The organism is Bradyrhizobium erythrophlei, assembly GCF_900129505.1.
Classification (GTDB): Bacteria; Pseudomonadota; Alphaproteobacteria; order Rhizobiales; family Xanthobacteraceae; genus Bradyrhizobium; species Bradyrhizobium erythrophlei_D.
Window position 1 is genome coordinate 1,868,009 of record NZ_LT670818.1, and the last position, 18,946, is coordinate 1,886,954.

Genomic DNA, 18,946 nt, shown 5'->3' on the forward strand with positions numbered 1-18,946 from the left:
TTAATAAATCGTGATGAGCCGCGCTGCGGAAGGCGAGAGGCATCTCTCGCCCCGCTTTCGCGGTGAGGGCCTCTCCCTGCAAACGGGAGAGGCGAAAGCGATCAGACGCTGCCGCCGGCGCCGACCGGGCACGACACCCCGGTGCCGCCCAGTCCGCAATAGCCGGCCGGATTCTTGGCCAGATATTGCTGATGATAATCTTCGGCAAAATAGAATTCACCCGACGGAGCGATCTCGGTTGTGATCGAGCCGACACCCTTGGCGGCCAGCGCCTTCTGGTAGGCCACCTTCGACGCATCGGCGGCTTTGCGCTGCGCGTCGCTGAAGGTGTAGATCGCGGAACGATACTGGGTGCCGACGTCATTGCCCTGACGCATGCCCTGCGTCGGGTTATGACTTTCCCAGAACGTCTTGAGCAATTGCGCGTAGGAGATCTTGTCGGGGTCGAACACCACCAGCACCGCTTCGGTATGACTGGTGCGGCCCGAGCAGACCTCCTCATAGGTGGGATTCGCCGTATGACCGCCGGCATAGCCTACCGCGGTAGTAAAGATGCCGTCACGTAGTTGCCAGAATTTGCGCTCGGCGCCCCAGAAGCAGCCGAGCCCGAACAGCGCCTGTTCGAGGCCTTGCGGATAAGGCGGCTTGAGCGGACGACCGTTGACGAAATGGCTCCCGGCGGTGGGGATCGGCTGGGCGCGGCCCGGCAGCGCCTCGGCTGCACTCGGCAATGCAGTGGTTTTGCGCATGAACAACATGGGATGCCTCCGTACCGGATTCGTTCGAATTCACGACAGCGAAGTCCGCCTTTATATATACGTCTATACGCTGACCTCGGCAGCCGCTACGCCGGGCGCCTCAGCACAAAGCCGGCAACGACGGGTCGCCCCGTCAGTTCCGCGAATAGCCGATCAGCGGCTTGCGCGGCCGGAACACCAGCATCAACAGAATTCCCAATACGCCCATGACGGCAAAAACCGGCTGGTCGAGGACCACCCTGATGAAACTGTCCCAGAGCCAGGGCGCATGACCCTCCACCCAGGCCCGAAACGCCTGCTGGCTGGATTGGTGAATATCATTCCAGAATTGGCCGAATTGGGTGAAGTGCAGGGACTGGTTGGCGACCCAGCGGGCTCCGTCATAGACCATGAAGACAAATCCGCCGGCCAACAGCAACAGTCCCACCAGTCGGAAAAAACCGCGGATCATGCATCACCTTACATCTCTGGCGCCCGAAGACGCCGTCAGCCCTTACCGGGCCGGCCCGGGAAATTCAACCTCATCAGCAGCTTATCCGCCTTTCCCGCCCCCGACCGGGGTTCCGGGGGAGCGGGTAAGGCGTTGACGCTGCAAGACGTGGCCTCTATAAGGACGCCAATGGCGGCGGGCGCAATCCTGCCGCCGCAGTTCTTTGAGCGGCGCCGTCATGCAAGCGTATTGTTTGCAGAGAATGGCACTGTCAGGGACACCCGAAAACACGAAATCGTCGATCACGCATTTGGACGGCCGGCGTGCTTGAAGCCCGACCATTTAGCGACCGGTCACCGCCGAAGGATATTTGAGACCATGGCCAATACCAGTTCCGCCAAGAAGGCGACGCGCAAGATTGCCCGCCGCACCATCATCAACAAGTCGCGCCGCACCCAGATGCGCGGCGCGGTGCGCACCGTCGAAGAGGCGATCAAGAGCGGTGACCGCGATGCCGCGCTGAAGGCGATGGCGCGCGCCGAGCCGGAACTGATGCAGGCAGCGCAGCGCAACATCATCCACCGCAACAATGCGAGCCGGAAGGTTTCGCGGCTCGCGCATCAGATCGCCAAGCTGGCGAAATGAATTGAACGAAAATAAAATTCGTCAGGAAGCCCGGCAGTGCCGGGCTTTTTCTTTTTGCGGGTATGCCGCTCAAAAATTGCGGCCACGAGATTCTCGCGCCCGTGCTTCTACTGGTTATGTAGGAAGACGGGTTTAGGCTTTTGGCTATGACGCATCGCAAAAAAATGTCGTCAGCCCATGCTCGGGCGTGCCTTTGAAATTGCAACTGCTGCGGCACGCCATGCCGTCGAGAGCATCACAGGGTTACCCTCTCCCGATGAGCAAAAAAAAACGCGCTTGCGTAGTCACTTATCGGCATAGTGGCGAAGAGTTGTTCGAAAAATCCTCCCTGCCTTATTCAAACGTAAACAATTTATGAATTTATTTTGGGCGGCTGTCAGAAATGTCACAGCGGCTCCGCGTTTCGAATCTGTGCACAGATTCAAAACCTTGCTGCGCTCGACAAAGTGCGCTGCCTGATCTCGCGAACGCGAAGTGGTTTTTCGAGGCACTCGCGCTGAATCATTTCCGTTGCGGGAAATGGGGCATGCTGTATCTCTAAGAGGGTTCGCGGCGCCCACGGCTCTTGAGACCAGCGCGGTTTAAGAAACGGGGCGGACGTGCAAATCGGCGGCGGTGTGCGCGTTGGCGACGCTTTCCAAGCGATTGTCGGGTTCAACCTCATAGCGATATGGGGAATATGGTTCTGTGTCGAAATTTCTCAGGCGGGGCATTCGTGTCTCGTTCGCTTTTAACAAGAGAGATGCGACGGCCATCCGACAGCAGCACCGGAAGCGGAGCACCTGGACAGGTAGACGAGTGGGCCAAACGAAGCGGTATTGCGACTGAACGATTTTGATGTTCGGGCGTTGCCGGCTGAATTTGAAACAGACTTAGGGTGACAACTTGCCGTGCGCAATCGCGGCGAGATGGGGAGGTTGTATGCTTTACGGAATCAGCGCGGTACTCGATCAGGTACTAGATCAATTGCCTTTTTCAAATGACGCGGTCCTGGACGCCTTGGACGTCGACCCACAAGACGCCGGCACACGGCCGCCCGCGCTCGCTCCGGACACTCCGTTGAGTACGCGCTGACCTCGCGAAAGCTTCTCTCTTACAGCCATCGATCTGACCCACGGCTTTTTTGCCGGACGGCTGGTCTATGGCTGAAGATGAAGCCTCGCTTCAGGTCGCGCCGTTGGCAGGAAACCTGCACGGCGTTTTCGCAAGGCAACTTACTCTCTCGGAAAAGTTTTCAGGCAATGACAAATACGGAACAGGATCGCTGGTCGCGCGTGAAGGGTCGGCTGCGCACGAGCGTTGGGGAAGACGTTTACACCAGCTGGTTTGCACGAATGGATCTCGAAAGCGTCGAGCAGGAGAGCGTCCGCCTGTCGGTTCCGACCCGGTTCCTCAAGAGCTGGATCCAGGCGCATTATGCCGAGCGCGTTCTGACCTGCTGGCAGGCGGAGATGCCCGAAGTGCACCGGATCGACCTTACCGTGCGCACGGCGATGCGATGCGCGGCGCCCGCCAAAGAGGCGCCTGCCCCGCTCGATGCGCGCCGCGCCGAGCGAGCCGACGGCCGGCCCGCGCAAGAGCTGCGCGCCGTCGCGACCGCGCCGGTATCGGCCAGCCATGACGCGCTCGGCGGCTCGCCGCTCGACCCGCGCCTGACCTTCGGAAGTTTCGTCATCGGCCGGTCGAACACGCTGGCGCATGCGGCGGCACGCCAGGTGGCGGAAGGCCGGCGGGGCGATGCCGTGATGTTCAATCCACTCTATATCCATGCCGGCGTCGGGCTGGGCAAAACCCATCTGCTGCAGGCGGTGACGTGGGCCGGCAACTCCGGCAGCGAGCGCAAGGTGCTTTATCTCACCGCCGAGAAATTCATGTACGGCTTCGTCGCCGCGCTGAAGACCCAGACGGCGCTGGCGTTCAAGGAGGCGCTGCGCGGCATCGACGTGCTCGTCATCGACGACCTGCAATTCCTGCAGGGCAAATCGACCCAGGCTGAATTCTGTCACACCCTGAATGCGCTGATCGACGCCGGCCGCCAGGTGGTGATCGCAGCCGACCGTCCGCCTTCCGACCTCGAGAGCCTCGACGACCGGGTGCGCTCGCGTCTGGCCGGCGGCCTCGTGGTCGAGATGGGTTCGCTCGGCGAAGAACTGCGGCTCGGAATTCTGAAGTCGCGCGTTGCGGCCGCCCGCGCCCATCATGCGAGCTTCGACGTCCCGGAACCGGTGCTGGATTATCTCGCCCGCACCATCACCCATAACGGCCGGGATCTGGAGGGCGCCATCAATCGCCTGCTGGCGCACAGCAAGCTCAACGCGCAGCCGGTGACGCTGGAAATGGCCGAGCGCGAAGTGCGCGACCTGGTTCGTCCGCAGGAACCCAAGCGCATCAAGATCGAGGACATCCAGCGGGTGGTGGCCCGCCAATACAATGTGAGCCGCTCCGACCTGCTGTCCTCGCGCCGCACGGCCAATGTGGTCCGCCCGCGCCAGGTCGCGATGTATCTGGCGAAGACGCTGACGCTGCGCTCGCTGCCCGAGATCGGCCGCCGGTTCGGGGGCCGCGACCACACCACGGTCTTGCATGCGGTTCGCAAGATCGAGGCCCTGGTCAGCAAGGATACGGCGCTCTCCGAAGAGGTCGAATCGCTCAAGCGCCAGTTGCAGGAGTAGGATTTTCGGGGCCCTCCCGTTGCCGGGAGGGCCTGCAAAACGTGGGGGAACGGCCCCCGTTTCCCTTGCGCTTGAGGGCCATCCGCGCCACCTTGCGGTCCCCCCGTGGGTTTGGTCAAATCCAGTCTGGATCGGGCTTTTCGGGTTTCAAATGCCGCGGCGCGCCCTTGGGGCCGCCCGGCTTTTCCATCTTGAGGGATCGGGCGGGTATTGCAATGAAGGTTACCGTCGAACGTGCGCAACTTCTGAAATCCCTGGGCCACGTCCATCGCGTGGTCGAGCGCCGCAACACCATTCCGATCCTGGGCAACGTGCTGGTGCGGGCCGAAAACGCGCGGCTGTCGCTGAAGGCCACCGACCTCGACCTCGAGGTCAACGAGACGCTGGCCGCGGAGACCGCGACCGGCGGTTCCACCACCGTGCCGGCGCATATGTTCTACGACATCGTGCGCAAACTGCCCGACGGCGCCCAGATCGTGCTGGAAGGCGACGGCGACCGCTCGGTGCTGGCGATCCGTGCCGGCCGTTCGCGCTTCACGCTGCAGACGCTGCCCGAGAACGATTTCCCCGATCTCGCCGCCGGCGACATGACGCATTCGTTCACGCTGGCCGCCGCCGACGTCAAACGGCTGATCGACCGGACCCAGTTCGCGATCTCGACCGAAGAGACCCGCTATTACCTCAACGGCATCTATCTGCACACCGCCGGCAGCGCCAAGGCCCCGACCCTGCGCGCGGTCGCAACCGACGGCCATCGCCTCGCCCAGATCGACCTGGCCTTGCCGGGCGGCGCCGCCGGCATGCCCGGCGTGATCGTGCCGCGCAAGACCGTCGGCGAAGTGCAGCGGCTGATCGAGGACAACGAGGCCGAGGTCAAAATCGAACTGTCGCAGGGCAAGATCCGCTTCACCATCGGCAATGTGGTGCTGACCTCGAAGCTGATCGACGGCACGTTCCCGGATTACGGCCGCGTCATCCCGCAGAACAACGACAAGGAGCTCATTGTCGACAAGAAGGATTTCGAGGCCGCGGTCGACCGCGTCTCGACCATCTCCAGCGAGCGCGGCCGCGCGGTGAAACTGGCGCTGTCGGCGGGCAAGCTGGTGCTGTCGGTGACCAATCCGGATTCCGGCAGCGCGACCGAAGAGCTCGAAGTCGAATACGCCTCCGACCCGCTCGATATCGGTTTCAACTCGCGCTATCTGCTGGATATCGCCGCCCAGATCGAGGGCGAGGTTGCGATTCTGCGACTGGCCGATCCCGGCTCGCCGACGCTGGTGCAGGACAAGGATTCCAAGGGCGCGCTCTACGTGCTGATGCCGATGCGGGTGTAGGGAATCCGCTAACTTCCCTCTCCCCTTGTTGTGGGAGAAGGTGGCGCGGCGTACTGGATCATCCGCTTTCGCGGATGATGACGTCGGAAGTTGTGGCGGCTCGATCCGTCCCCGCTGCAAGCCCGGCAATGACGAGTAACATGACCCCGTCCCGCATTCACCGCCTCGGCCTCACGCATTTCCGCAATTATCGCGCGGCACACCTTCAGACGCGTGGCGATGTCGTGGTGCTGGTCGGCCCGAACGGCGCCGGCAAGACCAATTGCCTGGAGGCGATCTCGTTCCTGTCGCCGGGACGCGGGCTGCGCCGCGCCACGCTGGAGGATGTCGCCGACAATCAGGGCAACGGTTCCTGGGCGGTATCGGCCGAAGTCGAGGGCGCGCTGGGGCTGGCCACGCTCGGCACCGGGATCGATCCGCCCGGCAGCGAAGGCGCGGCCACCAGCCGGCGCTGCCGGATCGACCGCGAGCCGGTGGGCTCGGCTACCGCCTTCGGCGATCATTTGCGCATGGTGTGGCTGACGCCTTCGATGGACGGCCTGTTCATGGGTGCGGCATCGGAGCGGCGGCGGTTCTTCGACCGGCTGGTGCTGGCCATCGACAGCGAACATTCCAGCCGGGTATCGGCGCTCGACCGCTCCCTGCGTTCGCGCAACCGGCTGCTGGAGGTGCGCAATTACGACGATCATTGGTGCGACGCGATCGAACGCGAAACCGCCGAACTCGCGGTCGCGGTCGCCGCGACCCGCGGCCAGACCGCGACAAAACTCGCCGCGATGCTGCACGCGCGCGGCGAAGCGTCCGCTTTCCCCTCCGCGCAGATCATGCTCGACGGCTGGATGGAAAACGCGCTTCTGAGCGAACCCGCCACCGCCGTGGAGGACCGCTACCGGCAGATCCTGCGCGACAGCCGCCCGCGCGACGCCGCCGCCGGCCGCACGCTGGACGGTCCGCATCTCACCGACCTGCAGGTGATCTACGCGCCGAAAAACATGCCGGCCCGCGACGCTTCCACCGGCGAGCAGAAGGCGCTGCTGATCGGGCTGGTGCTGGCGCATGCCAGTCTGGTGGCGGAAATGACCGGCATCACCCCGCTGTTGCTGCTCGACGAGGTGGTGGCGCATCTCGATCCCGGCAGGCGGACCGCGCTGTTCAATGAGCTGGCAAAGCTCGGCGCCCAGGTCTGGATGACCGGCGCCGACCCGGTGGCCTTCACCGATGTCGGCGCGTCCGGCGAGGTTTTCGACGTCGATTCCGGCCAGATCGCCCGGCGGATTTGAGCGCAACAGGACGGCGCCTCGACACATCACTGCGATTCGGCCGATGAAGGCGGAGCTTGCGCGCGAAGGATTTCGTGGATGACGGACTGGACCAGGAATACCGATCCCTTTTCGGTCAGGTGCACATGGTCGCTCGCCGAAATATCCTTGGCGGTATCGCCGATCCGGGCCAGGCAGCCATGCGCGTTGCACATCGTGTCCCACACCGAGATAAATTTAGCGCCGAGGGGCACCAGTTTCTCACGCAACCCCATGGCGGACGAATCGGGTGCCGCGCGATCGGACCGTTCGGGGATCAGGCGATGATACAACATGAAATAGCGCATCACCTCGTTGGGCAGCCCGCGCTTCCACCACGGCACCGAACCCAGCACAATGACCCGCGCATGGGTCTGCTGTTTCAGCGCCGTCACGGTCTCGGCTACGCCATCGAGATACCGGTCCCAGGTACTGTGCAGCAGCACGATATCTGGCTGGAGGTCGCGGGCAATCAACAGTATCTTGTCGTTGATAGCGCGGCAATTGGGCACGCCGGCGACATCGGTGTTGAGCGCCGGCACACATGAACTCGAGGTGAATTGCGCGATGCCGAAGTCGCTTGTTTCTTGGGCCTTGCGCAGGCCGGGCATCAGCGCGCCCGCGGTCGAATCGCCCCAGACCATTATCAGCGGGCGGCGCCCGCGATCGACGCAAGTGTCGGCAAATGACATTTCATGGCTGAGATCGAGCAGGCATTCGTGGACCCGCCATTTGTTGGACTGCGTCGGCACGGCGGCCATGTCGCGGATTTCCGGCGGCAGACGGAAATCGAATCCGCGCGCCCACACGATGACACCGCCCGCCACGGCAATCAGCACCATTGCCGAACCCAAGCTGAACATCCTGAGTGCGCTGGCGCGGCCGAAGCGAAACGGGGTTTCGATAAATCGATAGGTCAGCCACGCCAGCGCAAAACTCAGTCCGACGATGAGACCGCGCTCGACCAGCGTCAGCGGGGCGAATTTGATGATCGCGAAGAACACCAACAGCGGCCAGTGCCAGAGATACAGCGGATAGCTGATCAGCCCGATCCTGACCATCGCCGGGCTCACCAACAGATGACGGCAGCCCCATGCCGCGGGCGCCGACAACAACAGTCCTGCGCCTGCAACCGGCAGGATGGCCCACCAGCCTGGAAACGCCCGGTGCGGATCGAGAACTCCGGTGGCTACACCGATCAGCACGAGGCCGATAGCGGCCCGCAAATTGCTGGCCGCATCGCTTTGATCGATCCGGTTCCAGCCGCAGGCCAGCGCGGCCCCGACCAGCAGTTCCCAGGCCCGCGTGAAAGGCAGATAGAAGGTCGCGACCGGGTCGGAGCCGATCAGCGCCACGTTGAGCACGAAGGACGCGATGCCGATCGCCGAAGCCACGGCCAGAATGCCAAGGCGCATGCGGGTGCCCAGCATCAGGATCAGCGGCCAGAACAGATAAAATTACTCCTCGATGCCCAGCGACCACAGATGCAGCAGCGGCTTCTTGCCCGATTCAATGTCGAAATAACCTGAGTGCAGCAACAGCGCGATATTGGAGAAAAACGCCGCACTGGCGAAGACGTCGGCGCTGAGCTCCGCATAGGCGGCCGGCAACATCCATAGCCAGCCCAGCACCAGCGTAACAAAAAGCACTGCTATCAGCGCAGGGAAAATCCGCTTGATCCGCCGGCTGTAGAAGGCCGCGAGGCTGAAGCGCTGCTGATCCAGCTCGCGCACAACGATGCCGGTGATCAGGAAGCCCGAGATCACGAAGAAAATATCGACGCCGATGAAGCCGCCCGGAATCGCCTCCGGGAAGGCATGGAAGGCTACCACGAGCATCACGGCGATGGCCCGAAGGCCATCGATATCCGGCCGATAGTGATCTGAAGGCGAGGACGACATCGGCCCATCCATAGCAGGTCTCAGGAGGTCCGCCATTTCGGCCGAATTCGGGCGGCGTGATCCAGCTGCGGGGTGAGAAATCCGCACCTTCAGAGTGAACAATTACCTTGCGAATCGCGCTTTTGCAGGGCCCTTAAATCGGCTTTTGCAGGCCTTGAAAAACATCCAAAAAATCACATTTATTCAATAACTTGCTGCTAGAGACTTTGGGCTAGGCGCGTTACGCCTTTCATGGCACAAATAGCTGATTCAGCGCCCCTTTTGCGCCGCTGATTCGAAGGCACCCTCGAAGGCCACACATGACAGAATCTGCCCGGCAAACGATCGCCGACACTGAGCATTCCATCCCCATCGAATACGGCGCCGAATCGATCCGGGTTTTGAAGGGCCTCGATGCCGTCCGCAAGCGGCCGGGCATGTATATCGGCGACACCGATGACGGCTCCGGCCTGCATCACATGGTCTACGAGGTCGTCGACAACGCCATCGACGAGGCGCTGGCCGGCCACGCCACCGCGGTGGAGGTCGTGCTCAACGCCGACGGTTCGGTGACGGTGCGCGACGACGGCCGCGGCATTCCCGTCGACCTGCACAAGGGCGAAGGCGTCTCCGCCGCCGAGGTAATCATGACCCAGCTGCATGCAGGCGGCAAATTCGACCAGAATTCCTACAAGGTGTCGGGTGGCCTGCATGGCGTCGGCGTCTCCGTCGTCAACGCGCTGTCGAGCAAGCTGCAACTGCGGGTGTGGCGCGACGGCAAGGAGCATTTCATCGAATTCGCCCATGGCGATGCGGTGGCCCCGCTCGTGGTCGTCGGCGATGCCAACGGCAAGCGCGGCACCGAGGTGACCTTCCTCGCCTCCCCGGAAACCTTCACCCATATCGAATACGATTTCGCGACCCTGGAACACCGGCTGCGCGAACTCGCCTTCCTGAATTCCGGCGTCAATATCGTGCTGTCCGACAAGCGCCACGCGGTCGAGAAGCGCGAGGCGATGCACTATGACGGCGGCATCGAGGAGTTCGTCCGATATCTCGACCGCAACAAGAAGCCGATGGTGCCCTCGCCGATCGTGATCAATACCGAGATGAACGGCATCGGCGTCGAGGCGGCGCTGTGGTGGAACGACAGCTACCACGAGAACGTGCTGTGCTTCACCAACAACATTCCACAGCGCGACGGCGGCACCCATCTCGCGGGTTTTCGCGGCGCGCTGACGCGCCAGGTCAACGGCTATGCCGAGGCCAACGCCAAGCGCGAAAAGATCGCGCTGACCGGCGATGACTGCCGCGAGGGCCTGACCGCGGTGCTGTCGGTGAAAGTGCCCGACCCGAAGTTTTCCTCGCAGACCAAGGACAAGCTGGTGTCCTCGGAAGTGCGTCCCGTGGTCGAGAACGTCCTGAACGAGGCGCTCGCGGCCTGGTTCGAGGAGCATCCCGCGGAAGCCAAGACCATCGTCAGCAAGGTCGTTGAGGCCGCCGCCGCCCGCGAAGCCGCGCGCAAGGCGCGCGAGCTGACGCGGCGCAAGGGCGCGCTCGACTACGCCTCGCTGCCCGGCAAGCTCGCCGATTGCCAGGAAAAGGACCCCGGCAAATCCGAACTCTTCATCGTCGAGGGCGATTCGGCCGGCGGCAGCGCCAAGATGGGCCGCAATCGCGAATTCCAGGCGGTGCTGCCGCTGCGCGGCAAGATCCTCAATGTCGAGCGCGCGCGCTTCGACAAGATGCTGGGCTCCGAGCAGATCGGCACGCTGATCACAGCATTGGGCACCGGCATCGGCCGCGACGATTTCGACCTGTCGAAGCTGCGGTACCACAAGATCATCCTGATGACCGACGCCGACGTCGACGGCGCGCACATCCGCACGCTGTTGCTGACCTTCTTCTTCCGCCAGATGCCGTCGCTGATCGAGGCCGGCTATCTCTATATCGCCCAGCCGCCGCTCTATAAGGTGAATCGCGGCAAGTCCGAGCAGTATTTGAAGGACGAGCGCGCGCTGGAAGACTATCTGATCGAGACCGGGCTCGACGACTGCGTCTTCAAGATGGCGTCGGGCGAGGACCGCAAGGGCCGCGACCTGCAGGCGCTGGTGGAGGACGCCCGGATCATCCGGAGCACGCTGCACAACCTTCACAGCCGCTATAACCGCAAGGTGGTCGAGCAGGCCGCGATCGCCGGCGTGCTGACGCCCAGGGTGACCAGCGATGTTCCGACCGCCAATGCCGCCGCGGACTATATCGCGCGACGGCTCGATGCGCTCGCCGACGAAGTCGAGCGCGGCTGGACCGGACGCTTTACCGAGGGCGAGGGTTTTGTCTTTGAACGCACCGTCCGCGGCGTCAAGGATTTCGCCATCATCGACGACGCCCTGCTCGGCTCGGCCGATGCGCGCAAGCTCGACGATTATGCGGCCAGGCTGCAGGAGGCCTATCCGAAACCCGGCGTGCTGCGCCGCAAGGACACCGAAACCGCGATCCACGGCCCGGTGGACTTGTTCGAGTCGGTGACGGACGCCGGCCGCAAGGGAGTGACGCTGCAGCGCTACAAAGGCCTCGGCGAGATGAACCCGGAACAACTCTGGCACACCACCCTCGACACCAACGCGCGCTCGCTGCTGCAGGTGAAGGTCAAGGAAGTCGACGAGGCCGACGACATCTTCACGAAGCTGATGGGCGACGTGGTCGAGCCGCGCCGCGAATTCATCCAGGACAATTCGCTCAGCGCCACCGTGGACGTGTAGGCGGCAAGGCAACGATAGCTGAGGGTATGGCGCGAGAGCGGCGTGGCTCGTGCGCGCGCGCCACAAGGACTTGTCATACCCGCGCGAAAGACTTGTCATGCCCCGCGAAGGCGGGGCATCCAGTACGCCACGGCTTCTCGGTTCTATCATCAGGGCCTCTGGAATACTGGATCGTCCGCCGGAGCCTGTCATCGGGCGGCGCTACGCGCCGACCCGTTGGCGGACGATGACATCCGGGGATGCGTAACGGGCTTCACTTTTCAAACAACAAGGATCGTCATTGCGAGCGCAGCGAAACAATCCAGCTTTCTTCTTGCTGCTCCATGGATTGCTTCGCTGCGCTCGCAATGACGGAGGATACACCTCCGCGATCTCGCCGCTGGTTTGGCGCGAGGTTTTGCTGTTTCGTCCCGCCCTCGAGAACAGAGGGCGCAGGGAAAGCCGGGTGCGCGCTGCACCCGCGGTCTCGCGTGCAAGATGGAGTAAAGAAACGCACACGAGCATACAGGTTCAGCGGAGGCAGTCCGGCCTTCCCTGCGCAATGGTTTTACGGCTTATAGCGCGCTCTCCCCGGTGACCGGGCTTTCTTGCCACCGTCGTCGATGGAATCGCTTCCGCCAACTTGATGCCAGCGTCGGGGCATCAGGACCACACGCCTTCGCCGTCCGCCTCAGGCGCTCTCGTCAGGAGCACCGTCCGCGTCCACCGCATCCCGCTCCGCGTTCGTGACGTTGCGCAACGCCCCTCTGTGTGGAGCGGGATGGCTGCGGATATAGACCTGATTTGCTGTTTCGGAAAACCAGAATATTTTTGCAAATGGGGCTGGACAGACCGTCGCGCGGCGAACGAAGTGATTTGCCCGTCGGGCCGGAGCAGCGTCAGTGCCAGCCGCCGACGAGATCAGCCTGGGACGCGTTGGACAGCGAGGGCGATCTGGTGTCGGTGTCGAGGCGACCCGACTGCTGGACGTAGCCGACCCCGAGCGACAGGCTGGGATTCGACGTCGGCTTGAATTCGACGCCGGCATGCATGCCATAGCCGGCCGTGCTGGACGTGGAGTCGAAGGGCGAAAACGCGGCGCCGATGCCGGGATTGTATTTCAACGTATCAAAACCGCCGTAGACGGAGACGGCGGTGTTCTTGAAGGTGTAGCCGAACTGCACGCCTTCGGTCTGGAGCGAGCCGAACGCGCCGGCCTGGTTGATGCCGCTCAAGCCCATACCGTTCAAGCTCATGCCGCCGCGTTCGCTGCCGATGAACCAGCCGTTCGAAAAATTGTACCGCGAGGAAAAGCCGCCGGCGCCACCGTCCTCAAAGCCCGCGAAGCCGGGTTGCGGATTCGCGCCCTGCCCGGCATTCAGATTGCCGCCGAAGCCGAGCCAGCCCGGGGTCCAATAGGTCATCGGGGCCGTCTGCGCGTGGGCCGCTCGACCGCCCAGACAGAGCGCCGCGACGACGAACACGAGAACCAATTTGCCTGCAAACATGGACATCCGCGCTACCGTCAAGTTGGCCTGAGATTATACGGTCCGTATATCGAAAACGCCAGCGCGTAGGAGGCGTGGAGCTCCGCGATATCCGTCAGTTGCAGATGGCGGAATTACGTTTTGCGAAGCAGCGGGCTCAGCGATCCTACGGGCGCGACGTGCCCGCAAGGGCAACTGAAGAAAAGCCAACAAAATAGAACAGATCAGCTTCGCTGCTCGGCGAACGCTACCACGGCACTTCGTCATTTCCAACGGCGGGCAGATCATCTGGTATTTCGTAATTTTCCTCGGGTTCCGGCTCGTAATCGGGCTCGACGAACCCAAAGTCGATGGTGCGTGGTCCTTTGAGGATTTCGAGTTTTGACATTTCGAACTGGGATGAAGGCTCATCGCGTTCAACAGTGATAAGAACCTTTAGCTCAAACTCCTTGTCGGTCTGCGCTGTTACGGAACCGGCCGAAGTGGAGTCCTTATCGATCGAATCGTAGATCGACATGTAAAAGCTGGTTTCAGCTTTCACTCGGACTTCTAAATCGACTTCGGCTGCGAGGATGTTGGGTCCACTTTGGATTAACGAGAACTCATAGCTGTCTTCGTCGCCGACAAACCAAAGTTCTTCGAGCTCCAGCTCAACATGGTCGGACTCAATTTCATAAAAGCTTTCAGCCGAGCCGAGCACGTCATAGCCCGAAAGTGCGGTTGCCAGCAGAAACTCAAACTTTCGCGTCAGTTCAGGGACCGCGTTTTCGTCAATCGACCTAAGCAACACCTGAACAACCGCACGAGCATCCTCCGCGTGCTTCTGCAAGACCGATAGGGCGTCCGCAAGCTCGCCACGTAAGTCGATCCAATCGTGCAAAGCAGCATACGCTTTCCAACCCTTATCCTGGCTCGCAGCCAAGATCTTCAGATTTTTCTCTGATGCCCAGCGCGCAAGCGAAAATAAGGCAATAGCGTCGGGAAATTCCGCCTTGTTCTTGCCAGCAGCAGAAAACGGCGCGGACGGCTGAAAATATGCATCAACTAAGTCCCCCACCGGTACGTTGGTTGCGCGGACAATCTCAGCGCCGATGTCGCGAAGGAACTTTTCAAGGCGACTGCGAGCTACTGCCCAAATATCAACGCTGTCGGCGACGAAAGGCATATTTTGAGAGGCGAGGCCATGATCAACTGCTTTTTTGTGAGCCGCAGCTGCGCCGTCCCTTGCGGCCCTGGTCTTTTCGACCAAGTGCTTGAAAATCTCTCGCACAACGATTTCGGAGACGACTACTCGTACCGGCCCGCCCTTGAATTGCTTCAGTTGCGCGAGCAGGCCTCCATCAAAATGGAACGAGTTGGTCTCTACGGTCTGGGTGTCGAAGGTAATAGCATCGTAGTGCATACCGGGTCGCATCCCTCGCGCTCGTCCCCAAGAGAGACATTGTAATTGGCCTCAATCTTCGCGCCAATTTCAACACGTGACCTTATCGTTACCGTTCGTTCCGCCCGGAGACACGCTCTGGGAAGCTAATTCGCGAAGTCTTTCTAAAGCACGGCCGAGTGAGGGGGCCCTACCACTATCAGCCGCACGAACAGGGTCCCAACGTGTTCCCGCAAACTGAGTATGCCAGTCGCCGAGCATGCCCCACATAGGTACTCTTGAGGGTTTAAACTTATCGAAGTGCCGACGCAGTTGCGCCGCCGTGCCGTTCTCCCCTAGTGTCTGTATCAATTGCTTCAAATTCGGCACCGTCTCAGGATTCTGAGGAATGTGCGCGAGCCGGTACCCACAAAATTCTGCATAGGCCTCACGATCAGCCATCAACCAACTCTCTGCAGAAGTCACACAAATCCTCAAAAGCATTTGCGGATTCTTCTGCGGAAGAAGTGTAGTCACTAGTGCTGGAGCACACGGCGCATCGCGATCTAAGTCTCGAAGAACAAGAACGGGACACCCTCCTATAAAAACTCGAACGGCGCCTCCAAATCGGAGACCTGTATTCGGGTTCATTTCAAATGAAGCAATGTTCCTGCTATCCGAGCATAATGCTGGCATCCGCTCCTGCGCTAACGCGGTCCACTTCCTCAGATAATTCCGGACTGTCCCCCTCCGCCACCTGTGCTACGGTGCAATTCACAACCCCCTGATTCCACACCATTTAACCCGAACGACGGGCGAAACCCATGAGTGAGCCGACGGCCGGGCCGGCCTCCCCTATCCAGTACGTGGTCGAAGGGGGACACCGGCTCTCCGGCACGATTGAGCCTGCCGGTAACAAGAACGCCGCGCTGCCGATCATTGCCGCGGCGCTGTTGACCGAGCACCCGGTGACCTTGCAAAACGTGCCGCGGATTCGCGACACCGAAACGCTGGTGGAGCTGGTCCGCTCGGTCGGCGCGTCGGCCGAATGGCGGGCGCGCAACACGCTGGCGATCCATGCCAAGAGCATTCGCGGCGCCGACCTCGATCCGGTGCTGTGCGCGCGGATCCGCGCCTCGATCCTCTTGGCCGGGCCGCTCTTGGCCCGCTGCGGCGAGGTGACGCTGCCGCCGCCCGGCGGCGACGTCATCGGCCGGCGGCGGCTCGATACGCATTTTCTGGCGTTCGAGCAGCTCGGCGCCAGCGTCACCGCATCCGAGCTGCTGGAATTCCGGGCGAGGCGCCTCACAGGCGCCGACGTCTTTCTCGACGAGCCGAGCGTGACGGCGACCGAAAACGCGCTGATGGCCGCGGTGGCCGCCCACGGCACCACTTATCTGCGAAATGTCGCCTCCGAGCCGCATGTGCAGGAGCTCGCGCATTTTCTGGTAGCGCTGGGCGCGGGGATCGAGGGCATCGGCACCAACACCATGATCGTGCAGGGCCCCGCTACGCTGGGAGGTGCGACCTGGTCGATCGGGCCCGACCACATCGAGGTCGGCTCGCTGATCGGGCTCGCCGCGGTGACGCGCTCGCCGCTGCGGATCGCGCGCGCCGGGGTCGAACATCTGCGCTCGATCCGGATGGGATTCGAGCGGCTCGGCGTTGTCTGCGAGGTCGAGGGCGACGATTTGATCGTGCCCGATCACCAGACGCTCAAGATCCACGACGATATCGGCGGCCATGTGCCGAAACTCGAGGACCAGCCATGGCCGGCCTTTCCCGCCGATCTGATGTCGATCGCGATCGTGACCGCGACGCAGTGCGACGGCGTGATCCTGATGTTCGAGAAGATGTTCGAGTCGCGGATGTTCTTCGTCGATAAACTCATAGCAATGGGCGCCCGCATCGTGCTGTGCGACCCGCACCGGGCGATCGTGGCGGGGCCGAGCCGGCTGCGCGGCGCCCTGATGAGTTCGCCCGACATCCGCGCCGGCATGGCGATGCTGCTGGCCGCGGTCTGCGCCAAGGGCACCAGCACCATCAACAATGCCGACCAGATCGAACGCGGCTATGAACGGATCGACGAACGTCTCAACGCGCTAGGTGCAAGGATCACCCGCGTGCCGGCGCGGTGAGAATTCTCTTGTCGTCCCTGCGAAAGCAGGGACCCATCACGCCGTGCCGCCCGTCGTGAAACACGCTGTTGACGGGCTTTCGCGCAACAACCACGCCCTGTGGTTATGGGTCCCTGCTTCCGCAGGGACGACGAGGGAGCAGTGCGACGGCCGACCATCTTTTTGTCCGGCGGCCATGCTAATCATGGCCCATGACCGTTCTTGAAAAAACATCGCAGGCATCAATCGCATCGGAGGTCGCCGCGCCGACGCCGCGCGGGCGTCTCGCGGTCGAGTTCGCCGACACGCTGAAGCTGGCCGCGCCGATGGCGCTGACGCAGCTCGGGCAGATCGTGATGATGACGATCGATCTTGCCCTGATCGGCCGTCTCGGCGACGAGGCGATTGCCGCGGCAGCGCTGGCCAACACCGTCTATTTCGTCAGCTTCACGTTGGGTCTCGGCGTCGTATCCGCGGTGGCGCCGCTCGCAGCACAAGCCTTCGGCGCCCGCGACCCGCACCGGGTGCGGCGGAGCTTGCGGGTCGGGCTGTGGGCGGCGCTGCTGATCTCGCTGCCGATGATGATTTTTCCGTTCTATGGTGAACAGATCCTGCGGATGCTCGGCCAGGCGGAGACGCCCACGAAACTCGCGCAGCAATACCTGCTCGGCCTGGTGTGGGGCGCGACGCCGGCGTTATGGCTGATCGCCATCCGCGGCTTCATGGGGGCGCTCAACCGGCCGGAGCCCGTGCTGTGGATCACGCTAGCGGCGATCCCCGCCAACGCCATTCTGGTGTATCTCCTGATCCACGGGGCGTGGGCGCTGCCACCGCTCGGCCTGTTCGGCGCCGGCCTCGCCACCACCATCGTCAATTTCGCCATGTTCCTGGCCGGGCTGTGGTTTGCTACCTTTCGCCCGCCGTTTGCGAAATACCATGTGCTCGGGCATCTCTGGCGCTTCGACTGGGCGATGATGCGCCAGCTGATCGCGATCGGCGGCCCAATCTCGATCGCCTTCATGCTGGAATACGGACTGTTCTCGTCGGCGGCGCTGCTGACCGGACTGATCGGCACCACCGCGCTCGCCGCCCACCAGATCGCGCTGCAGGTCACGGCCATCCTGTTCATGGTGCCGCTCGGCATCGGCATGGCGGCGACGGTGCGGGTCGGACACGCCGCCGGCCGCAACGACGCTGATGGTGTCAGGCGCGCGGGCCTGGCTGCGGTCGCGCTCGGCATCCTGCTCGGCGCCGGGCTGACGGCGATGGTGATCTTTGGCCGTTTTGCGATCGCGCGGTTTTTCCTCGGCAATACCGCGGCAAGCACCGACGCGGTGATCGAGCTTGCCGCGACGCTGCTGCTGGTCGGCGCCACGCTGTTCATCACAGATGGGCTGCAAACCGTCCTGGCAGGCTGCCTTCGCGGCCTGAAGGACACCAGCGTGCCGCTCTTGTTCGCGTCGATCGGCTACTGGCTGATCGGCTTTCCCGCCGCCTGGGTGCTGGCGTTCCGGATGGATTACGGCGCCGTCGGCGTGTGGGTCGGCCTGTCGCTGGGCACGCTGGTCTATGCCACACTTCTAACCTTGCGTTTCCTGCGATTAGCGAACAGGTTTGCCGCGCCATGAAGGTCCAGGAAGTTACCCCAAACGTCGACACCGCCGTGTGGCTTGCCGGCGCGCAGTTCGCCGACGCGTTCCGGATCGCCGTCGACGGGCCGCTCGATGCACGAATTGCCGCGCAGCGGATGATGGGCCGCTCGCCGCGCTGGGTCGAAGCGCTGCTGTCGCTGCGCAATGCGCTGGTCGCGCCCTTCGGCCTCAAGACGTCGGGCGCCGGCGAAAAGTCCGCCGGCGGCCTGATCGGCCTCTTTCCGGTGCTGAGCGAAACGCCGGAGCGGCTGGTCGCCGGCTTTGACGATCATCATCTGGATTTTCGCGTGGTGGTGGATGTCTTTACCTCCGGCGGGGGGCAGCAGGTGACCGCGACCACGCTGGTGCGCACGAACAATTGGCTCGGCCGAATCTATCTTGCGATCATCCTGCCGTTTCACCGGCTGGTCGTCCGCTCGCTGTTGCGGCAGGTCGCTGCCTAAGCCGCTCGCCTCTCGCGAGGCCCGCGACCTCCTGGTCTGGTGCATCGAAAGCAAGGGTCTGGTCCGCCGTAGCTGATGTTGACGGCACACCTCGCCGGCCGTACCTAACGTATAAAGAGAACGAACGAG

13 protein-coding genes and 1 pseudogene are annotated in these 18,946 nt (G+C 62.6%); 8 read left to right on the forward strand and 6 right to left on the reverse strand.

Annotated features, from left to right (window positions below; genetic code table 11):
- Positions 1–101: 101 nt before the first annotated feature.
- Together msrA and B5525_RS08780 are read right to left on the reverse strand one after the other, a co-directional pair.
- Positions 102–758, reverse strand: a complete 657-nt coding sequence (gene msrA / locus B5525_RS08775; RefSeq protein ID WP_079565647.1) for a peptide-methionine (S)-S-oxide reductase MsrA — start codon at positions 756–758, stop codon at positions 102–104.
- Positions 759–891: 133 nt separating this feature from the next.
- Entirely contained in the window at positions 892–1,209 is a 318-nt protein-coding gene (locus B5525_RS08780; protein WP_079565648.1) for a hypothetical protein, read from the reverse strand.
- A 357-nt stretch (positions 1,210–1,566) separates the two neighbouring features.
- Between B5525_RS08780 and rpsT the strand changes: the two genes are divergently transcribed.
- From rpsT to recF, 4 genes are all read left to right on the forward strand, one after another.
- Positions 1,567–1,833, forward strand: coding sequence for a 30S ribosomal protein S20 (rpsT, locus tag B5525_RS08785; protein WP_079573115.1), 267 nt, complete (start codon positions 1,567–1,569; stop codon positions 1,831–1,833).
- Between the two features lie 1,241 nt (positions 1,834–3,074).
- Positions 3,075–4,505, forward strand: a complete 1,431-nt coding sequence (dnaA, locus tag B5525_RS08790) for a chromosomal replication initiator protein DnaA (protein ID WP_079565649.1) — start codon at positions 3,075–3,077, stop codon at positions 4,503–4,505.
- A 215-nt stretch (positions 4,506–4,720) separates the two neighbouring features.
- A complete protein-coding gene (gene dnaN, locus B5525_RS08795; protein ID WP_079565650.1) occupies positions 4,721–5,839 on the forward strand; it encodes a DNA polymerase III subunit beta in 1,119 nt (372 codons plus the stop codon).
- Between the two features lie 140 nt (positions 5,840–5,979).
- Positions 5,980–7,119: a DNA replication/repair protein RecF gene (gene recF, locus B5525_RS08800; protein WP_079565651.1), complete on the forward strand. Its 1,140-nt coding sequence runs from the start codon at positions 5,980–5,982 to the stop codon at positions 7,117–7,119.
- Between the two features lie 26 nt (positions 7,120–7,145).
- On the opposite strand, the gene B5525_RS47485 is transcribed toward recF, so the two are convergent.
- Both B5525_RS47485 and B5525_RS47490 read right to left on the reverse strand, forming a co-directional pair.
- Positions 7,146–8,000, reverse strand: a complete 855-nt coding sequence (locus B5525_RS47485; protein ID WP_338075304.1) for an SGNH hydrolase domain-containing protein — start codon at positions 7,998–8,000, stop codon at positions 7,146–7,148.
- A gap of 105 nt (positions 8,001–8,105) precedes the next feature.
- Positions 8,106–9,074, reverse strand: a pseudogene (locus B5525_RS47490) (acyltransferase family protein); the annotation flags it as partial.
- 263 nt (positions 9,075–9,337) lie between these two features.
- Between B5525_RS47490 and gyrB the strand changes: the two are divergent.
- Positions 9,338–11,779 carry a DNA topoisomerase (ATP-hydrolyzing) subunit B gene (gene gyrB, locus B5525_RS08815; RefSeq protein WP_079565654.1) on the forward strand — a complete coding sequence of 814 codons (2,442 nt, stop codon included), beginning with the start codon at positions 9,338–9,340 and terminating at the stop codon, positions 11,777–11,779.
- Between the two features lie 878 nt (positions 11,780–12,657).
- Here the strand turns inward: gyrB and B5525_RS08825 are convergent.
- Positions 12,658–13,272: an outer membrane beta-barrel protein gene (locus B5525_RS08825; protein WP_079565656.1), complete on the reverse strand. Its 615-nt coding sequence runs from the start codon at positions 13,270–13,272 to the stop codon at positions 12,658–12,660.
- Positions 13,273–13,492: 220 nt separating this feature from the next.
- A complete protein-coding gene (locus tag B5525_RS08830) occupies positions 13,493–14,647 on the reverse strand; it encodes a PIN domain-containing protein (RefSeq protein WP_154073132.1) in 1,155 nt (384 codons plus the stop codon).
- A 782-nt stretch (positions 14,648–15,429) separates the two neighbouring features.
- On the opposite strand from B5525_RS08830, the gene murA reads away from it, so the two are divergent.
- The 3 genes from murA (at position 15,430) to B5525_RS08845 (ending at position 18,817) form a co-directional block, all read left to right on the forward strand.
- Positions 15,430–16,743 carry a UDP-N-acetylglucosamine 1-carboxyvinyltransferase gene (gene murA, locus B5525_RS08835; protein WP_079565658.1) on the forward strand — a complete coding sequence of 438 codons (1,314 nt, stop codon included), beginning with the start codon at positions 15,430–15,432 and terminating at the stop codon, positions 16,741–16,743.
- A 191-nt stretch (positions 16,744–16,934) separates the two neighbouring features.
- Positions 16,935–18,350, forward strand: coding sequence for an MATE family efflux transporter (locus B5525_RS08840; protein ID WP_079565659.1), 1,416 nt, complete (start codon positions 16,935–16,937; stop codon positions 18,348–18,350).
- On the forward strand, positions 18,347–18,817 hold the full coding sequence (locus B5525_RS08845) for a DUF2867 domain-containing protein (RefSeq protein ID WP_079565660.1): 471 nt from the start codon (positions 18,347–18,349) through the stop codon (positions 18,815–18,817). Before B5525_RS08840 ends, B5525_RS08845 begins: the two co-directional genes overlap by 4 nt.
- Positions 18,818–18,946: the final 129 nt, after the last annotated feature.

What these genes read in the sequence shown, in the direction of transcription:
- B5525_RS08825 (WP_079565656.1), bottom strand. Translation starts at nt 13,272, where the DNA reads ATGTCCATGTTTGCAGGCAAATTGGTTCTCGTGTTCGTCGTCGCGGCG.
- dnaA (WP_079565649.1), top strand. Translation starts at nt 3,075, where the DNA reads ATGACAAATACGGAACAGGATCGCTGGTCGCGCGTGAAGGGTCGGCTG.
- dnaN (WP_079565650.1), top strand. Translation starts at nt 4,721, where the DNA reads ATGAAGGTTACCGTCGAACGTGCGCAACTTCTGAAATCCCTGGGCCAC.
- murA (WP_079565658.1), top strand. Translation starts at nt 15,430, where the DNA reads ATGAGTGAGCCGACGGCCGGGCCGGCCTCCCCTATCCAGTACGTGGTC.
- recF (WP_079565651.1), top strand. Translation starts at nt 5,980, where the DNA reads ATGACCCCGTCCCGCATTCACCGCCTCGGCCTCACGCATTTCCGCAAT.
- gyrB (WP_079565654.1), top strand. Translation starts at nt 9,338, where the DNA reads ATGACAGAATCTGCCCGGCAAACGATCGCCGACACTGAGCATTCCATC.
- B5525_RS47485 (WP_338075304.1), bottom strand. Translation starts at nt 8,000, where the DNA reads ATGTTCAGCTTGGGTTCGGCAATGGTGCTGATTGCCGTGGCGGGCGGT.
- B5525_RS08840 (WP_079565659.1), top strand. Translation starts at nt 16,935, where the DNA reads ATGACCGTTCTTGAAAAAACATCGCAGGCATCAATCGCATCGGAGGTC.
- B5525_RS08830 (WP_154073132.1), bottom strand. Translation starts at nt 14,647, where the DNA reads ATGCACTACGATGCTATTACCTTCGACACCCAGACCGTAGAGACCAAC.
- B5525_RS08780 (WP_079565648.1), bottom strand. Translation starts at nt 1,209, where the DNA reads ATGATCCGCGGTTTTTTCCGACTGGTGGGACTGTTGCTGTTGGCCGGC.
- B5525_RS08845 (WP_079565660.1), top strand. Translation starts at nt 18,347, where the DNA reads ATGAAGGTCCAGGAAGTTACCCCAAACGTCGACACCGCCGTGTGGCTT.
- rpsT (WP_079573115.1), top strand. Translation starts at nt 1,567, where the DNA reads ATGGCCAATACCAGTTCCGCCAAGAAGGCGACGCGCAAGATTGCCCGC.
- msrA (WP_079565647.1), bottom strand. Translation starts at nt 758, where the DNA reads ATGTTGTTCATGCGCAAAACCACTGCATTGCCGAGTGCAGCCGAGGCG.